15 protein-coding genes are annotated in these 18,310 nt (G+C 60.3%); 12 read left to right on the top strand and 3 right to left on the bottom strand.

Annotated features, from left to right (window positions below):
• Positions 1 to 60 precede the first annotated feature (60 nt).
• Complete coding sequence (ompR, locus tag TMS3_RS04495) at positions 61 to 795, bottom strand: osmolarity response regulator transcription factor OmpR (protein ID WP_025164059.1); 735 nt, start codon at positions 793 to 795, stop codon at positions 61 to 63.
• Between the two features lie 249 nt (positions 796 to 1,044).
• Between ompR and TMS3_RS04490 the strand changes: the two genes are divergently transcribed.
• From TMS3_RS04490 to TMS3_RS04445, 10 genes are all read left to right on the top strand, one after another.
• Complete coding sequence (locus TMS3_RS04490) at positions 1,045 to 3,372, top strand: Tex family protein (protein ID WP_025164058.1); 2,328 nt, start codon at positions 1,045 to 1,047, stop codon at positions 3,370 to 3,372.
• A 3-nt stretch (positions 3,373 to 3,375) separates the two neighbouring features.
• On the top strand, positions 3,376 to 3,762 hold the full coding sequence (locus TMS3_RS04485) for a PaaI family thioesterase (protein WP_025164057.1): 387 nt from the start codon (positions 3,376 to 3,378) through the stop codon (positions 3,760 to 3,762).
• 258 nt (positions 3,763 to 4,020) lie between these two features.
• Positions 4,021 to 5,601, top strand: coding sequence for a glutamate--cysteine ligase (gene gshA, locus TMS3_RS04480; RefSeq protein ID WP_025164056.1), 1,581 nt, complete (start codon positions 4,021 to 4,023; stop codon positions 5,599 to 5,601).
• A 111-nt stretch (positions 5,602 to 5,712) separates the two neighbouring features.
• Complete coding sequence (gene rmf / locus TMS3_RS04475; RefSeq protein ID WP_025164055.1) at positions 5,713 to 5,910, top strand: ribosome modulation factor; 198 nt, start codon at positions 5,713 to 5,715, stop codon at positions 5,908 to 5,910.
• A gap of 364 nt (positions 5,911 to 6,274) precedes the next feature.
• A complete protein-coding gene (locus tag TMS3_RS04470) occupies positions 6,275 to 6,793 on the top strand; it encodes an Hcp family type VI secretion system effector (RefSeq protein ID WP_025164054.1) in 519 nt (172 codons plus the stop codon).
• A 197-nt stretch (positions 6,794 to 6,990) separates the two neighbouring features.
• Positions 6,991 to 9,081, top strand: a complete 2,091-nt coding sequence (gene tssI, locus TMS3_RS04465; RefSeq protein WP_025164053.1) for a type VI secretion system Vgr family protein — start codon at positions 6,991 to 6,993, stop codon at positions 9,079 to 9,081.
• Positions 9,078 to 12,380, top strand: a complete 3,303-nt coding sequence (locus TMS3_RS04460) for a hypothetical protein (protein WP_025164052.1) — start codon at positions 9,078 to 9,080, stop codon at positions 12,378 to 12,380. Before tssI ends, TMS3_RS04460 begins: the two co-directional genes overlap by 4 nt.
• Before the next feature lie 575 nt (positions 12,381 to 12,955).
• Positions 12,956 to 13,585, top strand: a complete 630-nt coding sequence (locus TMS3_RS04455) for a hypothetical protein (RefSeq protein WP_025164051.1) — start codon at positions 12,956 to 12,958, stop codon at positions 13,583 to 13,585.
• 176 nt (positions 13,586 to 13,761) lie between these two features.
• Complete coding sequence (locus TMS3_RS25570) at positions 13,762 to 14,778, top strand: hypothetical protein (protein ID WP_235576605.1); 1,017 nt, start codon at positions 13,762 to 13,764, stop codon at positions 14,776 to 14,778.
• A 35-nt stretch (positions 14,779 to 14,813) separates the two neighbouring features.
• Positions 14,814 to 15,338 carry a hypothetical protein gene (locus TMS3_RS04445; protein WP_025164049.1) on the top strand — a complete coding sequence of 175 codons (525 nt, stop codon included), beginning with the start codon at positions 14,814 to 14,816 and terminating at the stop codon, positions 15,336 to 15,338.
• 9 nt (positions 15,339 to 15,347) lie between these two features.
• On the opposite strand, the gene TMS3_RS25290 is transcribed toward TMS3_RS04445, so the two are convergent.
• The gene (locus tag TMS3_RS25290) at positions 15,348 to 15,521 is read right to left on the bottom strand and encodes a hypothetical protein (RefSeq protein ID WP_160321020.1); all 174 of its coding nucleotides are present in this window, start codon (positions 15,519 to 15,521) and stop codon (positions 15,348 to 15,350) included.
• A gap of 151 nt (positions 15,522 to 15,672) precedes the next feature.
• On the opposite strand from TMS3_RS25290, the gene TMS3_RS04440 reads away from it, so the two are divergent.
• Both TMS3_RS04440 and TMS3_RS24495 read left to right on the top strand, forming a co-directional pair.
• Positions 15,673 to 15,867, top strand: coding sequence for a hypothetical protein (locus TMS3_RS04440; RefSeq protein WP_025164048.1), 195 nt, complete (start codon positions 15,673 to 15,675; stop codon positions 15,865 to 15,867).
• Positions 15,867 to 16,928 carry a hypothetical protein gene (locus TMS3_RS24495; protein ID WP_083491701.1) on the top strand — a complete coding sequence of 354 codons (1,062 nt, stop codon included), beginning with the start codon at positions 15,867 to 15,869 and terminating at the stop codon, positions 16,926 to 16,928. Before TMS3_RS04440 ends, TMS3_RS24495 begins: the two co-directional genes overlap by 1 nt.
• Positions 16,929 to 17,005: 77 nt before the next feature.
• Here the strand turns inward: TMS3_RS24495 and argA are convergent, their stop codons facing one another.
• Positions 17,006 to 18,304, bottom strand: a complete 1,299-nt coding sequence (argA, locus tag TMS3_RS04430) for an amino-acid N-acetyltransferase (protein WP_025164046.1) — start codon at positions 18,302 to 18,304, stop codon at positions 17,006 to 17,008.
• Positions 18,305 to 18,310 lie beyond the last annotated feature (6 nt).

Raw genomic sequence — 18,310 nt, 5'->3', positions numbered from 1 at the left:
TGGATGGCCCGATCGCCAGCAAGCTGGCTCCTACACCGGGCACGCGGGACAGTATCTGGACTACTTATTGCCGTCGGGGACGAACACGTAGCCCACACCCCAGACCGTCTGGATATAGCGAGGTTTGGACGGATCCGGTTCGATCAGCCGGCGCAAGCGGGAGATCTGCACGTCGATGGAGCGCTCCAGAGCGTCCCACTCGCGACCACGGGCCAGGTTCATCAGTTTGTCGCGGGTCAACGGCTCGCGGGCATGCTGCACCAGCGCCTTGAGCACGGCGAACTCGCCGGTGGTGAGCATGTGTACTTCTTCGCCCTTCTTCAGCTCGCGGGTGGCCAGCGACAGTTGGTAGTCGCCGAAGCTCACGGTCGCGTCCTCGCTGCCCGGCGCGCCCGGTACCACCGGGGCCTGACGACGCAGCACGGCCTTGATCCGCGCCAGCAGTTCGCGCGGATTGAACGGCTTGGCCAGGTAATCGTCAGCGCCCTGCTCCAGGCCCTGGATACGGCTGGCCTCGTCGCCCTTGGCGGTGAGCATGATGATCGGCACCTGATTGTTCGCCGCACGCAGCCGGCTGCAGGCCGACAGCCCATCCTCGCCGGGCAGCATCAGATCGAGCACCACCAGATTGAACAGTTCACGCGACATCAAGCGGTCCATCTGCTCGACGTTCTCCACCGCACGCACGCGGTAGCCTTGCTCGTCGAAGAAGCGCTCGAGCAAGCGCCGCAAACGGGCATCGTCGTCGACAATCAGAATTTTCTCGCCTTCAAACGGAAGTGCAGTGCTGCTCATAGAGGCTCCTTGACCAAGAATCTGTTAACCGCCGCCGCCGCGCCATACAGCACGGGTAAAGCGTGGAAACAGTTTCTAACGCCAGCATTATGGCTTAGGCGTCAGTACTGGCGTGCGGCCCTTTGTTAGCAGATTTTTCCCTACAGGGTTTCCAGCACACGCTTAGGGGGTGTTTATAATGCCCGGCTTTCCTATCTGGCCCGCCGTCTGCGTGGTCGGTTTTTCGTTTCAATGTGGGTAGCTTTCCTTATGCTCAGCATCAATAACCGCATCGCCGAAGAACTGGGCGTGCGCCCGCAACAGGTTGCTGCCGCCGTGGCGCTGCTCGATGAAGGCTCCACCGTGCCCTTTATCGCCCGTTACCGTAAAGAAGTGACCGGCAGCCTGGATGACACCCAGTTGCGCAACCTGGAAGAGCGCCTGCGCTATCTGCGCGAACTGGATGACCGGCGCGCCAGTATCCTCGCCAGCATCGAGGAACAGGGCAAGCTGACCCCGGAGCTGAGCCGCGAGATCAACCTGGCCGAGACCAAGACGCGTCTCGAAGACCTCTACCTGCCCTATAAGCAGAAGCGCCGCACCAAGGGCCAGATCGCCCTGGAAGCCGGCCTCGGCGAACTGGCCGACGCGCTGTTCGGCGACCCGAGCCTGACGCCCGAAACGGAAGCTGCGCGCTTCGTCGACAGCGAGAAAGGTTACGCCGACATCAAGGCCGTGCTCGAAGGCGCCAAGTACATCCTCATGGAGCGCTTCGCCGAAGACGCCAACCTGCTGGCCAACCTGCGTAGCTTCCTCAAGGATCACGCCACCCTCAGCGCCCGGGTGATTGCCGGCAAAGAAGACGAAGGCGCCAAGTTCCGCGACTACTTCGAACATGATGAAAAGCTCAAAAGCGCGCCGTCGCACCGCGCCCTGGCAATCTTCCGCGGACGCAACGAAGGCTTTCTCAGCGCCAGCCTGAAGGTCGGCGAGGAGCTACCCGGCACCCTGCACCCTTGTGAGGGCATGGTCGGCGAGCGCTTCGGCATCAAGGATCAGGGCCGCGCGGCCGACAAGTGGCTCGGTGAAGTGGTGCGTTGGACCTGGAAGGTCAAGCTCTATACCCACCTGGAAACCGACCTGCTCGGTGAGCTGCGCGAGGCTGCCGAAGACGAAGCTATTTCGGTGTTCGCCCGCAACATGCACGACCTGCTGCTCGCCGCACCGGCTGGACCGCGCGCCACCCTGGGCCTCGACCCGGGCCTGCGCACCGGCTGCAAGGTCGCGGTGGTGGATGCCACCGGCAAGTTGCTGGACACCGCCACCGTGTACCCGCACGTGCCGAAGAACCAGTGGGACCAGACCCTCGCAGTGCTGGCCGCACTCTGCGCCAAGCACTCGGTCGACCTGATCGCCATCGGCAACGGCACCGCCAGTCGCGAAACCGACAAACTGGCCGCCGAGTTGATCAAGAAGCATCCGGGCTTGAACATGACCAAGATAATGGTCAGCGAAGCCGGTGCCTCGGTGTACTCCGCCTCGGAGCTGGCGGCCAAGGAATTCCCCGAGCTGGACGTGTCGCTGCGCGGCGCGGTGTCCATCGCCCGGCGTCTGCAGGATCCACTGGCGGAACTGGTGAAAATCGACCCGAAAGCCATCGGCGTCGGCCAGTATCAGCACGACGTGTCGCAGCTGAAGCTGGCGCGCAGCCTGGATGCGGTGGTGGAAGACTGCGTGAACGCCGTCGGCGTCGACGTCAACACCGCCTCGGCCGCCCTGCTGGCGCGCATCTCCGGGCTCAACGCGACCCTGGCGCATAACATCGTCGCGCACCGCGACGCCAACGGCGCGTTCAAGACCCGTAATGAACTGAAGAAGGTCAGCCGCCTGGGCGAGAAGACCTTCGAGCAGGCTGCCGGCTTCCTCCGCGTGATGAACGGCGACAACCCGCTGGACGCCTCGGCGGTGCACCCGGAAACCTACCCGCTGGTGCAGCGCATCGCCTTGGATACCGGCCGCGATATCCGCTCGCTGGTCGGCGACGCCAGCTTCCTCAAGCGCCTCGACCCCAAGCAGTTCACCGACGAGACTTTCGGCCTGCTTACCGTCGGCGACATTCTTCAGGAGCTGGAGAAACCCGGCCGCGACCCGCGCCCCGAGTTCAAGACCGCCGAGTTCCAGGACGGCGTCGAGACCCTCAAGGACCTCAAACTGGGGATGATCCTCGAGGGCGTGGTGACCAACGTCACCAACTTCGGCGCCTTCGTCGACATCGGTGTGCATCAGGACGGCCTGGTGCACATCTCGGCCCTGTCGGAGAAGTTCATCAAGGACCCGCACGAGGCGGTCAAGGCCGGCGATGTGGTCAAGGTCAAGGTGATGGAGGTGGACATTGCGCGTAACCGCATCGCCCTGTCCATGCGCATGGGCGATACCCCTGGCGAGAAGGTCGAAGGGCAACGCGGCGGCGCTCGTGGCAGCGGCAACCCGCGCGGTAGTGCACCGCGCAGCGAACGGCATTCCAGCCAGGACAAACCGGCCCCGGCCAGTGCCGGCATGGCCTCGCTGTTCGCCAATGCCAAGCAATTGAGGAAGTAAGCCATGAGCCACACATCCCCGGTCGGACAGGACAGCGCGTTCAGCAAGCTGCTCGGCATGACCATCGAGAAAGCCGAGAACGGTGAATCCCAGGTGCGCATGAGCATGCAGGATCATCTGCTCAATCTGCACGGACGCATGCACGGCGGCGCGCTGTTCTCGCTGATTGACACTGCACTCGGTCAGGCCAGCCACAGTCTGTTCGATGGCCAGGCTGGCAGCATGACCCTGGAATGCAAGGTCAACTACATCCGCGCGGTCAACGAAGGCGAAATCGTCTGCAACGCCCGCGTGCTGAATGCCGGGCGCAAGGTGCACGTGCTCGAAGCGCGAGTGCAGCAGGGCGACAAACTGATCGCCACGGCCCAGGCTACCTTCATCTGCAAGTGACCCTCCAGTGCCGGCGGCGCCGACAACGGCCGCCGGCCCCGGGCACTCAAGGCCGGAGAACAGCCGGGCGACACGCTGGTCGCTAAGGCACAAGCCACCTTCGCCTGTGTGTAATTTCTCCGTCCTCGACTGGTCTAGGGTATTTGAGCGGTGATTCGCCCCGGACGACCTCGGCGCAAAGCGCTGTTACCGATTCCCCTTGTAGACCAATCGATCCGCCCCCATATTGGGCCGACCGATGCGTGAAGGAATGCAACCTTGAGCGACCTTTTATCCCGCCGCCTGGCACTGCTTGGCGAGCCCGCCAACCTCTCCCTGCTGTCCCAGTGCCTGCACGGTATCGAGCGGGAATGCCTGCGCGTCGATGACCACGGCCAGTTGGCGCTGACCCCACACCCGGCATCGCTCGGTTCGGCCCTGACCCACCCGCAGATCACCACGGACTACTCCGAGTCTCTGCTTGAGTTCATCACCCCAGCCGAAGCCGATCCGGCGACCACTCTGGCTGATCTCGAGCAGATCCACCGCTTCGCCTACAGCAAGCTCGACGGCGAATACCTGTGGAGCCCGTCGATGCCCTGCGCCCTGCCGGCCGAAGAGGTGATCCCGATCGCCCGCTACGGCAGCTCGAATATTGGTCAGCTCAAGTACGTCTACCGTAAGGGCCTGGCCCTGCGTTACGGCAAGACCATGCAGTGCATTGCCGGCATTCACTATAATTTCTCGCTGCCGGACACCCTCTGGGAACGCCTGCAGAAAGCCGAGGGCAACACCCGCAACGCCCAGGACTATCAGTCGGCGCGCTATATCGCCCTGATCCGTAACTTCCGCCGCTACAGCTGGCTGCTGATGTACTTGTTCGGTGCCTCGCCAGCCCTGGATGCCGGCTTTCTGCGCGGACGCCCGCACCAGTTGCAGCAGCTGGATGCCGATACCCTCTACCTGCCCTACGCCACCAGCCTGCGCATGAGCGATTTGGGTTACCAGAGCAGCGCCCAGGCCGGCTTGACCCCCTGCTACAACGACCTCGGCAGCTACACCGAGAGCCTGCGCAAGGCCGTCGGCACGCCGTACCCAGCCTACGTCGAAATCGGCACGCAGAAGAACGGCGAGTGGTTGCAGCTGAACACCAACATCCTGCAAATCGAAAACGAGTACTACTCGAATATCCGCCCGAAACGCGTGACATACAGCGGCGAGCGGCCGGTCCAGGCCCTGGAAGACCGCGGCGTGCAGTACATTGAAGTGCGCTGCCTGGACATCAACCCCTTCCTGCCGCTGGGTATAGATCTCGAGGAAGCACGCTTCCTCGATGCCTTCCTACTGTTCTGTGCCCTGCAGGAAAGCCCGGCACTGAACAGCGGTGAGTGCCACGCCTGCACCGACAACTTCCTCAGTGTGGTCAAGGAGGGTCGCCGACCCGACCTGCATTTGCAGCGCCGCGGCGAGCCCGTGCCGCTGCAGACCTGGGCCCATGAACTGCTAGACAAAATCCAGCCCCTGGCCAGCCTGCTCGATCAGAGTCACGCAAGCGAGGCGCACAGCCTGGCGCTGCAAGCCCAGCGCGCGAAGATCGACAACCCGGCGCTGACACCCTCGGCCCAGGTGCTCGAACGCTTGCAGCAAGGCGAAAGCTTCACCCAATTCGCCCTGAGCCAGAGCAAACAACACGCCGAGTACTTCCGTAGTCAGCCGCTGAGCGCAGAGCAGCAGGAAGCCTTCGAGGCGGCTGCCGCACAATCGCTGCGTGGCCAGGCGGAATTGGAAGCGCATGACGATGGTGATTTCGACAGCTTTGCCAAGGCCTACCAGGCAAGCCTGCAGGCACTGGCCGTTTAGACGAACACGTCACAAAAGCAACCAGCGGGGTCAAAGCCGTGACCAGCGGCTCGGCGGTCACGGCTCGACACGGCTAGCATAGAAGTGAAGAGATCAACGCGAGCCGCACCCATGGCGCCCGACGCCCTACCCGACGATGACGGCCACTGGAGCCTGGAAAGCCTGAACAAGGCCTACCAGCAAGGCTACATGGCTGGCCTGACCGGCCAACCCAGCGCGCCACCCCACGCCGAGGTTCTCGCGGCCGCCTGGGAGGCTGGCTGGAGCGATGGCCATGAGCAGATGCGGCGCCAGCAGAAGATCGCCTGAGCCTGCAGCTCCCGCCCCCACCTCAATCGCTAGCGTGCCCACCCCCTGGCGCGCCAAGCCTTCTGCAATTCCCCCCCACGCACAGATGCGCAACTTCTTGCGCGACACACTGTGGATAAGCCTGTGGACACTTGACTGCAGGTGACCCTATCAATGGGCTTCAGCGCCATGCGCAACGAGCTGCGCACTCCTGTGCAACAAGCTGCTCACCTTTCAGTGACTTAGCGCACGCAGTGACTAACAGATAGAAAGCGGTCACTCTATCTATATGAATTCATTAATTTTTTAAAACATGGCACAACAATAGCTCTCTATTGGGTTCCCGGATCGATACTGATCCATGACCCAGGCAAGGAGAGCTCTCATGCCAACACCCGCGTATCTGTCCCTCGAAGGCACCAAACAAGGTTTGATCACCGCTGGCACCTTCACCGAGGACTCGGTCGGCAACATTTTCCAGGAAGGTCATGAGGACCAGATTCTGGTTCAGGCATTCAACCACCAGGTCATCATCCCGCGTGACCCGCAGTCCGGTCAGCCAACTGGCCAGCGCGTACACAAGCCGCTGATGATCACCAAGGTCTTCGACAAATCCTCGCCGCTGATCTTCAACTCGCTGACCTCCGGTGAGCGCCTGAACAAGTGCCGCCTGGAGTGGTACCGCACCTCGTCCACCGGTACTCAGGAACACTACTTCACCATCGAGCTGGAAGATGCGGTGATCGTCGACGTGCAGTCGCGTATGCCGAACTGCCAGGATCCAGGCATGTCGCACTTCACTCACCTGGAAGACGTGTACTTCACCTATCGCAAAATCGTCTGGACCCACGAAGTCTCCGGTACTTCCGGTTCCGACGACTGGCGCACCCCGATCGCCAGCTAAGGTGATCGTGCACTAAGCGATGCGTCGGCCAGGCCTAGTCCTGGCCGACGCATTTTCGCAAGACCTGTTCCGCAAAACCCGCGTAACGATGCTGCAAAATGTCGAGCCACACCGCAGCACAGGGCAGTGCTCGCGTTACAACCTGACGCGCACCACGTACATGCCTGACTCATGGAACGATTGACGAGGAACAACGGATGTTCGCCCCAGCCAACCAGACCCATTTCAGCCTGAATATCGAAGGCGCCAGCCACGACCTGCAGGTGCTCGAGTTCACGGGCCGCGAGGCCATCAGCCAGCCCTTCGTGTTTGAACTGGAACTGGTCAGCGAGCGCCCCGACCTCGATTTGGAAGCCCTGCTGCATCGCCCGGCTTTCCTGGCCCTGTCGCAAGCCGGCAACGGCATTCACGGGCACATCTACCGCGTCGCCCAGGGCGAGTCCGGCCAGCGCCTGACCCGCTACCACCTCAGCCTGCGCCCGCAATTGGCTTATCTGGCTCACCGCATCAATCAACGTATCTTTCAGCACCTGACGGTGCAGAAAATCATCAGCCAGGTGCTTGAAGAGCACGGCATTCAGGCCAACGCCTATCAATTCCAGCTCGGCTCGGTATACCCGGAGCGCGAGTATTGCGTGCAGTACGACGAGTCCGACCTGCACTTCGTTCAGCGCCTATGTGAAGAAGAAGGCATCCATTACCACTTCCAGCACAGCACGGACGGGCATGTACTGGTCTTCGGCGACGACCAGACGCCCTTTCCCAAACTGGCGCCCACCGCCTACCAGCAAGACAGTGGCCTGGTCGCCGACGACCCGGTAATCAAGCGTTTCGGCGTGCGCGTGGAAACCCGCACCAGCCGGGTAACCCGCCGCGACTACGACTTCGAGAAGCCGCGCCTGCTGCTGGAGGCCGACGCCAAGAGCGAGTTTGTTCCGGACCTCGAGGACTACGACTACCCCGGCCGCTTCGTCGAGCGTGAACGCGGCAAGCACTTGAGCCAACGCGCCCTGGAGCGTCACCGCCACGACTTCGAGTTGGCCGAAGGCGAGAGCGACCAAACCCAACTGGTCAGCGGTCACTTTCTGGCCTTTACCGATCACCCGCGGCAGAGCTGGAACGACCTCTGGCTGCTCACCGAGATTCACCACCAAGGCAAACAGCCGCAGGTGCTGGAAGAGGCGGTGACCAGCCATACCGAAGTCAGTGACGGTTTCCAGCAGGGCTACCGCAACCGCTTCAGCGCCACGCCCTGGATGGTGCCGTACCGCCCGACCGTGCAGCACCCCAAGCCGCGCATTCTCGGCAGCCAGAGCGCCGTGGTCACCGGCCCCGCCGGCGAAGAGATCCACTGCGACGAATACGGTCGGGTCAAAGTGCAATTCCACTGGGATCGCCACGGCCAGGCCGACGACAAGACCAGCTGCTGGCTACGCGTCTCTAGCAGCTGGGCCGGCGACCGCTACGGTGGCATCGCAATCCCGCGCATCGGCATGGAAGTGCTGATCACCTTCCTCGAAGGCGACCCCGACCAACCGCTGGTCACCGGCTGCCTGTACCACGCCGAACACGTCGTCCCCTACGACCTGCCGGCGAACAAGACCCGCACGCTGTTCAAGACCCTCAGCTCACCGGGCGGTGGCGGCTACAACGAACTGCGCATCGAAGACCGCAAGGGCGCCGAGCAAATCTATATCCACGCCCAACGAGACTGGGACGAGAACATCGAACACGACCAAAAGATCCGCATCGGCAACGAACGCCACGACACGGTCAAGGCCAACAGCTACAGCGAGTTCAAAGCCGAAGAACACCGCACCACCCATCTGGACCGCAAGAGCGAAGTCAAAGCCAACGACCACCTCACCGTGGGGCAGAACCAGCACATCAAGATCGGCACCGGCCAGTTCATCAACGCCGGCAGCGAAATCCACCTGTCCAGCGGCCAGAAAGTAGTGCTCGAAGCCGGCAGCGAACTGACCTTCAAAGCCGCCGGCAGCTTTATCAAACTCGACGCCGGCGGCATTACTCTGGTCGGGCCGATCATCAAGCTCAACTCCGGCGGCGGGCCGGGAAGTGGTTCGGGTGCGGCGCCGGTATTGCCGGTTACTCCCAAACCCGCCGATACCGCGCCAGTCGGTGAAAAGACCGGCAAGGCCAACGTCAATCCGCTGTTGCCGCTAGCGAGTCTGGGCGAACAAGGACCGCAACAATTGATTGTTGATGTCTGGGGCGACCCCGCTTTAGGCGGCCAGGTACAACTGCTCGACCCGCAAGGTGACGCATGAGCGAGCTAAAGAATCAGCCCATCGACCAAGGCACCCGCAAGCGCACGGAATACGACAACGCACGCCGTGCGAGGCTGGCGCTGAATATCGAACGCACCGATGGTGGGATGCTGCAGATTCCCGTCGAGTCGGACATGCGCAGCCATGAAGAAGAGCAGGAGATCCAGCAGAATACCTTTCTCGCTGTTGTGCCCATGGCGCGGCTGCCGGGACATGACCAATTCAACGAAGCGCCCAAAGGTGCACTGCCCCGTCCTGGGCGCATTTATGTATTTCAGAACGGCAAGCTGTGGCGCGAACTGGCGTGTGATGGCCAAGGCAGCCTATCGGATGTGGATGTAGCCCACTGGCGCAAGCTGGTGAACCAAGGCGAACCAGCTGATGATCGAACTCCGGTTGGCAAGCCACTGGCGCTGACGTTGGTACCCATGCTGTTGAAAGGCCGCTTTGTCGGTGACCAATACGCCATGGCCTACAGTGAAATGGCCTGGACCTGGGAATACATCGCCTGGCTGGAAGCCAACAGCAGCCGAGTCAGGAATCGCTGCCAGAATCTGGCGCCGGCCTGGTCGGCGGCGGTTGTTGGCGGCGAGCAATGGAAGCCGACCCAGGCGATGCCGATCATCGTGATCGACAAGCAAGTCGAGGGGCTGCGCGCACGCGACTTCAATGTGGAAAGCACACTGGCTGATCCGGCAGTCTTTACGCCGTCTTTTGCAGCTTTCACCGAAACAGAATGGGTCGTCAAACTGCAGCGCACCCAGGAGCAATTGGCCGCTGCTCAGCAAGGTGAACAGCCATACCCTTTGCCTACCCTGGAAGCTAGCCAAGACGTACTGGCGGAAAAAAAGCTGCGCGGTTATCCCCAGCTAGTTGGCTTTATGCTCGACGACCCCCTGTTTGCGTTGCGCCACGCCACGACACAAGCCCGGCTGGCCGAGGCGTATCTTCTGTCCCTGAATGCCCTAATCGCCCACCGCCCGAATGGCCGTTATGCGCAGGTCGTCTACAGCACGGTCATGCGTCCAGGCAAGAACCCCCTGGCGAAATTCAGCGACCTGATCGACAAGCCGAATCTGCTGAAAACCGTATTCGAGGATGAACGTAAAGCTGTCCGCAACGACCTTGAGCATGTCCTCAAACAATTGGTTGGTCTGTTTGAAAAGCGCTTGGATGTGGTCGCGGCAGACTGGTTCTTCAGCCATGACGAGCGCTTGCTGGAACCCTATGCATGGCTGACCGAGGCCCTGGATTCGCTGAATAAAAATCCAGCGCAGTGCGATGCCCTGTGCCACGCGTCAACCAGTCCCGAGCTGGAAGCCAGCATCGATCGATTGACCCAGGCGTTGCTGCAAGCCAAGCATCCGCTGGCCCGCAGGATGCTCGTAGGGGGGGGCGGCGAGTTACCTGAGGCTGCCAAACGATTGCAGGCGCTGCTGGCCAAAAAGCGCGAGCCAGACCCCGCACGCATGGGCCTGAGCACCCTGCTGCAGACGGCCGCTATCGATACCGCAGGCACCGATACACTCGCCCTCTACAAAAACATGACGGCTTTGGTCGGCGATTTTATGGACCTCTTCGCCACCGCCGTAGGCACCCAGCTCAACCGCCTCAGCGCCAGCCTGGTAAATATCGAACTGTCCCGCCTGTTCGCCCCCGCTTTTGGCGTACTGGAAAAACTCTCGCCCTCCTGGAAGGGCCTCAAGCTTATGCCTAAGGGCGATGCCACAGCCCAAGGCTGGGTGATATTGGGCGTTGAGGGCGCAGGCCTGAGGCATGGCCTGACGGTGGAGGAACGGCGCACCCTGACCCGCAAGAACTATCGCTATGCCACCCTGCACGACAAAGCAGGCACCCCGATTGGCTCGACCAGCCCGCGGCTTGCCGAGCGGCAGCTGCCTAACCTTGGCCGCATCGCCGTGATTGCTGCGCCAGCGGATCACCCCCAGGTGCATAATCTCAGCGCCTGGAAGCTGCAGGCCAATCGCACCATCCAGGCGACCATGGAAACGCCCGTGGTGCCCTTGGTGGCGGTGGTCTGTGCGATGTTCAATTTGCAGGCGCAGATGGTGGCGTTTAGGGGGCTAAAGGAGGAGGCCGGGGATGGCTTCGCCAGAGGAGTTATCGGTGTCGGAGTAGCTGGCCTTGATCAGGCAGTTGCATTGGGCGCTCTGACCAAGCCGATGCTGGGTGCTGAAAATGGTTTGGTGACGGCCCTCAACAAGCCGCGCTTCGATGTGGCGAAGATTTCTACCCGCTGGGCAGCCAGCCTGTATGAGCAGACCGGCAGCACCAAATTGCCTGTATTGAGGCTTGTTTCAGGCTTCGCAATGGTTTTTACCACAGGCCTTGCGGCCTGGGACGCTAAACGCGCCTGGCACCAGGGCGATCATGATGCCGCTCTGGCCTATGGCGTTGCGGCCGCTGGCGGTGCCGCCTGGACGGCTTATGCCTTTGGCATGGCCATCAATCCCTTTGTGCTGGTCGCCGGAGGGGTGTTGTTTATCGGTGGCGGCATTCTGGCCAACTGGCTGGTCGACAGCGATGCCGAGGCGCTGCTGAAAAACGGCCCATTCGGCCGCGATCAGGGTCAGGTCGGTTTGCTCGACGGCCTGCTGGGCGACGATCAGCGCTTCGCCCACCTGCAAGACCCGCAGGTAGCCTATACCCAGTTAATCGGGATTCTCGGCAAACCGGTGATTCAAGTCTCGCGCCTGGCTGATTGGCGCGCACAGGCTGCTCCCGCGCAACGGGCGCTGATGCAGGCAATCGAGGCCGAACGCCAGTCCAGCGCCCCCGACAGCCGCTGGAGTTGCGCTAACCCGGCCTTGCAGGCTTTTGAAAATGAGGACTGGGTGCTGACCGTGCATTCGCCATTGTTGGCCATGTTCCGGGGGGAGCATGATTTTCAGCTATTTGCCGAAGAGCAACTCGGCGTGCTGCCGCGCACAGGCGTATTCAATGTGGAGCGCGTCGAGCGCCGTGGCATCGACACTCCCAAGCTGAGCGCACTGGCGCTGGACGAAGGCACCGTGCTCTATGTCCTCCCCCGCCAGTTCCCCCAGTTGCAGTTGTCGCCACTGCAGCGCCATCACAACAGCGTCACCCAACGGCTCAAGGTCAGCGCCCAGTTTCATCTGGGCCAAGCGGGCAGCAGCACCGACTCTCTGGTCTTGCCACAGCCCACGCCAAAACGCTGGCAAGCCTATAGCCCCGCCTTCGGAAACCGGCCTGCGCAAAACGCTCAGCCGGATGACGTACCCTATTGGCAAATCGAGATCAGCGAGTTCAAGGCATGAGTGTGCAGCAAGCGAATATCCCCTATGGGCCCGGTGCCTACAGTGCCGACGGCATCCCGGATCTGCCGCCGAGCCAGGACGAGCACGCCGGCCTTATGCATACCCCACTGAACTGGGGGCACTATGCCGGGCTGGACCCTGCCACTGAGGTGGAGTACCAGCTCAATGCCGAATTGCATAAGGTCTATGAGCAGCAGGAACGGGAAAAACGCCCGCAGCGGATATTTTGCGATGCCCAGCGCTGGCGCTTTGAAAATATCAGCAAGATTCCGCACCTGTTATTCGTAATTAAGTGGTGTTGTTTTGGCTTCCCTTGGTTTTTTTGGGGGACAAAGCTCATTATGCTTTTGGATTTAGGGGCAAGTGATACTGAAATACTTACTTCGACTATGACCATGGTTGTTGTTGCCCTTGGCTCGCTGTTTCTCTTTGGCACCAGCAAACAACACTATGCCTATTGGCTAATGGCCGCAGGGGCCGCGTTAACCGCCGCAGTGATCAGTTGGCACCATGGCGCGCTTTGGGGCTTCTGGGCTGAGCAAACCGCCTTCTGGTGGGGCATGTTTCTGTTCTTTATGGCCTTGATCGGTGCCGATGCCTTGCTCGGGCTTTATGCCCGCTTTTACGAGCATGATGGCAGCGAGTTCCGCCGCCAGGCGGGCACCCTGGCTATCGCTCGGCGCTTGCGTAAACCCTTCGTTGCGCCTTTCTACGAGTTCGATCCGGTGATGCAGCTGATGGTCACGCCTCATGGCGGCCATGACTATGCCCTGTGGCTATACCACCGCTACACCAGCACTAAGGTCTGCCTGGCCGGCAAGCTGCACAGCCTGGGTCTGGACAAACCCAACCTGTTGGCCTTCTGGGACACCCTGCAACGCTATATGGATGTGCAGCAGCCCTTACCAGACATGCCGATTCTGGAGCAAAGCCGCCACCTCGACCCGGTGACCGCCGCCCACGATGCAACGACAAACCGCCCACCGTGCTATTGGCGTGATATCAATGCCCAAGCCTGGACGCGCAAAGAGGGCAAGCAATTGCGAGAGAAACTAGCCGTCTACCTCTGGCAAGAGCACCCCTGCATTCTCCAGGCGAAGATCGAGCCCAGCCTGAGCATCGAAGCCTACTACCGCAGCCAGGAAGCTAAAGGCATCCAGGCCACGCCCAAGGGCGATGACTACGACAATATCCACCGGGGCTAACTATAAATGCACCCGTAATAGAGCAAAGCCCTTATACGGCAAGCGCCTACAACTCGACTGCCATTCCGATCCAGCCACCGCATAAGTGGCAGCAGGATGCCAACCGCAGCAACCTGCGCCGTACCCAGTTGCGTTGGGGCCACTATGCCAACTTGCAGCCCTGGCAGGTGGTCGATATGCAACTGCAGGCCAATGAACATACCTTTGTCGAGCGCACGGGAGAAACTGAGCTGTATTGCGATCAGCAGCGCTGGCGCTTCGAGAACTTCAATAAGCTACTTATATTGATACCCTTCCTAAAGTATTTAGCTTTATTTATGGTTCCGTGGTTTTTCTGGATGTTTGCGACCATAGACCTGTTGCCGAATACACTGCTGCCTAATTTTATACTGGTACTATTTGCTCTGCTGATGATCGGCGTTAGCGGTTGGCTCTATTGGGAGAAAACTTTAAAGGCTTATTTGATTCAAGTAGGTGCTGGCTTGGCTACGGCGCTGCTCAGTGCGGTATTTACTTACAATACGTCCAGCTACGGCACCGATCTGTTTTGGTTTTGCGGGATTATGGCCTTCTCCATCTTTATGGGCGTGGTCGGTTTCGACTTTCTGCTGGATCTGTATCTGCGGCTGTTTAAATACGACGGCAGCGGGTTCAATAGGCAAACCGGTATGGTGACCATCGCCCGGCGCTTTCGTAAGCCGTTCATGGCACCGTTTTATGAATTCGACGCCACCATGGAATTTCGCCCGGGGCCGCATGGCAGTGGCGGCATGGCGCTGTGGTTGCATCACCGTTATGCCGATTGCGAAATATTTCTCGGCGGCAAGCTTCATCCATTGGGCCTCACCCCGGAAGAAGCACTGGCCTTCTGGGACTGCCTGCAACGCTATATGGATGTAAGCCAGCCACTACCCGAGCTACCGGTACTCGAACAATTCCGCCACCTCGACCCGGTCACGGCCGAGTATGACCGCCAGAGCAAGCGCGACATGCCTTATCGTGCCTGGGAAAGCCGCGGGCAGTCAGAGACGATGAAACGCAATCAACAATACCCGTGGCAGCAGCAACCCTGCATCCTCCAAACTAGGATCGACCCCAGCCTGAGCATCGAAACCTACTATCGCCAGCAGGAAGCCAAAGGCATCCAGGTCACGCCCAGGGGCGACGATTTCGATAATGTCCATCGTAGTTGAGTATTATCGATACATTTATCAAGGAACGACATTTCATGAGCAAGAAGCTTGACCATCACCTCATCAAAAAATATTACCGCCCTGCCGAGACTAAACCAAAAAAACCTCAATATGCGTCGGGATTAATAACAATTGCACTTCTGTTTACTGCTGTCACAAAACTTTCTGGCCCGATAGATGCTGTTCTTGTCGCTGGGATGTTCCTGGTGCTGTACCTGTTCATTGCATGGGTGACCAAGCCGAACTGCCCCGAAGATATCGGCGAATTATCTGCGGAATTTCGCAAAGATGGAGTTCGAATTTTGGCAACTGTGGATAATTTGGTAGAGTTTCAAGAGAAAATTAAATTATCCGATATTAAGTCGATTTCCGGTTATATCCAGGATGGATGGTTGTGGGTGCGGGATCGCGGTATCTTGCTAGAAACCAAGCATGAACTGCAATTTCGGCTATCACTAAATCTCAACCGACAAGGATTGGATAACCTGTTAGTGAGTCTGCAGCCGTCGCTGAGCGACATGAACTACAACATTGGAAAGCTGCGTAAATTCCAACCTTGAAGGTGTATATCAGAAACAGACCACGATTTCTTCGGGGGCAGCTAATGCATCAGTCAGCTCTTCGAGCTGGAGCTGGTCAGTGAGCGTCCTGACCTTGATCTGGAAAGCCTGCTGCACAAAGCCGCTTTCCTCGCGTTCAATCAGGTCGGCAATGGCATTTTGATTGTCTTGGCTGGCCGGCACTCAGGCCCGCCAAGATGCCAATTGGTTAAAAATAAATCACTTCGCCCCCTTTAATCGCAGGGCGGTACGCGCCCAGTTTCGCTTGGCAGACGATACCGGACGTCAGTGGCTGTTCCCGTCACCAGCCCCCAGGGTGGCCAAGGCAACGGATGTGATCGCCGCAGAGGCCACCCAGCTGGATGCGGTAAGCCGCGCTGATGATGGCGGCGCCAACGCCGGCCTTGCCGGTTACATTGCCGCCGACTTTGAAAAAACCGTCCAGCCCTTCTGGGCCGACGAACAAACCCATGGAGTGACCCTGCTGGCGAAAGTCACAGTCACCGCCAAGCAAGGTCAGCGCAACTAATGAAACACAGCCACTACGCAAGCACCGCCTACGACACTCGGCATATCCCGGATCAGCCACCGGCGGCCGAATGTTCGTGGATTCGCCGTCTGGCCAAAATGCGCCTGCCTTGGGGAGGTACCCAGGAGGTTGCCCCCAGACGTTACTTAGAAAGAACGACACCGGAAGACATGCGTTTCTGGGAGAAATGGGAAAAAGAACAAGAAGAACTCAAGGCCAAAGGGCAGTACATCCCCAAGCCTCTTGAACACCTAGACTTTCATGATCATTTCGACCATGAGCATTATCGTTTCGCAACGCTGTCCACAAGATCTAATTTTTGGCTGTACATGAAAGGGGGGGGGAAGTGGATGTTCCTTATGCTCTTCGTACTTTCAGTACCCATCCATTTCATGATGGCATCTTCCTCGCATCAATCACTTTGGTTTTTTACCAAGAGATCTTTAATTGAGTATTACTCTTGGTTTCTTGGAGTGCCGTTGCTCTGCTGGGCGCTGGGTTCTTTCGTGATCCGCTTCCTCCCCAAGTGGTGGCTCCGCCCATCGCGCGGGCCGCTTTGGGAGTTCAACCGCCGCAGCGGCATGGTCACGCTGTTCGACTACGACAATAACGGCGCATACAAAAAACACGGCAGCATCGGCGAGATTGTCGCGCCCTTTTATGAGTTCGACGCCTACCTCTCTACCCACCCTGACCGCCAGGGCTTGCCGATGAACTTTCTGTACCTGGCCCACCGCTACCGCGATATCAAGTTCAGCCTCGCTGATCTGGTGCCGATGGACAGCTTGGCCGAGCCGCACTTTGCCCTGTGGGACTTCTTGCAGAACTACATGGACACCAGCCGGCCGCTGCCGGACGTCCCCAGCCTGGAGAAGTACCGCCCGCTGGACCCGGTTACCGCCGCGCACGATCAACGCAGCGGCCGCAACCCGCGTTACTGGATCGACATGGACGACGACAGCTTCAAGACCAAGCTCAAGGACACACTCAGCCGCATCGGCGCTATAGACACGCTGTCCCGCCCCAACTTGATGGCGCGGCATGTGGAATATACGGACTGATGGTTTGCCCCCGAACCACAGGGATCAGCCAATCCTTCTGAATGCAATGTTGGCCGCCGCCAGATCACATCGCCGCGCTACAACGCCTTCTCGAACACCTTGGAATTGCGCTGGAAGTTGTACAGCGAGGCGCGGGCGGCAGGCAGGCGCTCGACGCTGCTGGGCACGAAGCCGCGCTCGCGGAACCAGTCGGCGGTGCGGGTGGTGAGCACGAACAGGTGCTTCAAGCCCTGAGCCCGCGCCCGTTCCTCGATCCGCGCGAGCAGTTCGTCGCCACGGCCGCCGTGGCGGTAGGCCGGGTTGACCGCCAGGCAGGCCAGTTCGCCGTAGTCCGAGTCGGCGATCTGGTAGAGCGCGGCGCAGGCGATGATCAACCCTTCGCGCTCGACGATGCTGAACTGCTCGATCTCGCGCTCCAGCACCTCGCGCGAACGGCGCACCAGGATGCCCTGTTCTTCCAGCGGACTGATCAGTTCGATCAAGCCGCCGACATCCTCGATTGTCGCCTCGCGCAGGGATTCGAACTGCTCTTGCGCCACCAGGGTGCCGTTGCCGGCACGGGTGAACAGTTCGCTGAGCAGCGCGCCATCCTCGGTATAGCTGACGATATGACTGCGCCGCACCCCGCCAGTGCAGGCCTGGGCGGCGGCATCGAGCAATTCGGCCTGATAGCTACCGTTCAGCCGCTGCAGATGCTGCGGCACCTGTTGCGGACGCAGCTCGCGCACCAGCCTGCCCGTCTCGTCGAGCAGACCGGACTCGGCGCCGAACAACAACAGCTTGTCGGCGCCCAGGTCGATGGCCGCACGGGTGGCCACGTCCTCGCAGGACAGGTTGAAGATTTCCCCGGTGGGCGAATAGCCCAGCGACGACAGCAGCACAATGCTGCGCTCGTCGAGCAGCCGGCCGATGCCTTTACGGTCGACCCGACGTACCTCGCCGGTGTGGTGATAGTCGATGCCGTCGACCACGCCGATCGGCCGCGCGGTGACGAAGTTGCCGCTGGCCACGCGCAGGCGTGCGCCCTGCATCGGCGAGGCGGCCATGTCCATCGACAGGCGCGCCTCGATGGCGATACGCAGTTGGCCGACCGCGTCGATTACGCACTCCAGGGTTGGCCCGTCGGTGACCCGCAGATCGCGGTGAAAATGCGGGGTCAAGCCGCGCGCCGTCAGGCGCGCCTCGATTTGCGAGCGCGATCCGTGCACCAGCACCAGGCGTACGCCGAGGCTGTGCAACAGCACCAGATCGTGGACGATATTGCCGAAATTCGGGTGGGCAACGCCCTCGCCCGGCAGCATGACCACAAAGGTGCAGTCGCGGTGGGCATTGATATAGGGCGAGGCGTGACGCAGCCAGTTAACGTAGTCGTGCATGTAAGA

Origin of the sequence: Pseudomonas taeanensis MS-3, assembly GCF_000498575.2 — a bacterium.
Lineage (GTDB): Bacteria > Pseudomonadota > Gammaproteobacteria > Pseudomonadales > Pseudomonadaceae > Aquipseudomonas > Aquipseudomonas taeanensis.
This window is presented reverse-complemented; position numbering and strand designations above follow the sequence as displayed.

What these genes read in the sequence shown, in the direction of transcription:
- ompR (WP_025164059.1), bottom strand. Translation starts at nt 795, where the DNA reads ATGAGCAGCACTGCACTTCCGTTTGAAGGCGAGAAAATTCTGATTGTC.
- TMS3_RS04490 (WP_025164058.1), top strand. Translation starts at nt 1,045, where the DNA reads ATGCTCAGCATCAATAACCGCATCGCCGAAGAACTGGGCGTGCGCCCG.
- TMS3_RS04485 (WP_025164057.1), top strand. Translation starts at nt 3,376, where the DNA reads ATGAGCCACACATCCCCGGTCGGACAGGACAGCGCGTTCAGCAAGCTG.
- rmf (WP_025164055.1), top strand. Translation starts at nt 5,713, where the DNA reads ATGGCGCCCGACGCCCTACCCGACGATGACGGCCACTGGAGCCTGGAA.
- TMS3_RS04470 (WP_025164054.1), top strand. Translation starts at nt 6,275, where the DNA reads ATGCCAACACCCGCGTATCTGTCCCTCGAAGGCACCAAACAAGGTTTG.
- tssI (WP_025164053.1), top strand. Translation starts at nt 6,991, where the DNA reads ATGTTCGCCCCAGCCAACCAGACCCATTTCAGCCTGAATATCGAAGGC.
- TMS3_RS04460 (WP_025164052.1), top strand. Translation starts at nt 9,078, where the DNA reads ATGAGCGAGCTAAAGAATCAGCCCATCGACCAAGGCACCCGCAAGCGC.
- TMS3_RS04455 (WP_025164051.1), top strand. Translation starts at nt 12,956, where the DNA reads ATGGCCTTGATCGGTGCCGATGCCTTGCTCGGGCTTTATGCCCGCTTT.
- TMS3_RS25570 (WP_235576605.1), top strand. Translation starts at nt 13,762, where the DNA reads ATGCAACTGCAGGCCAATGAACATACCTTTGTCGAGCGCACGGGAGAA.
- TMS3_RS04445 (WP_025164049.1), top strand. Translation starts at nt 14,814, where the DNA reads ATGAGCAAGAAGCTTGACCATCACCTCATCAAAAAATATTACCGCCCT.
- TMS3_RS24495 (WP_083491701.1), top strand. Translation starts at nt 15,867, where the DNA reads ATGAAACACAGCCACTACGCAAGCACCGCCTACGACACTCGGCATATC.
- argA (WP_025164046.1), bottom strand. Translation starts at nt 18,304, where the DNA reads ATGCACGACTACGTTAACTGGCTGCGTCACGCCTCGCCCTATATCAAT.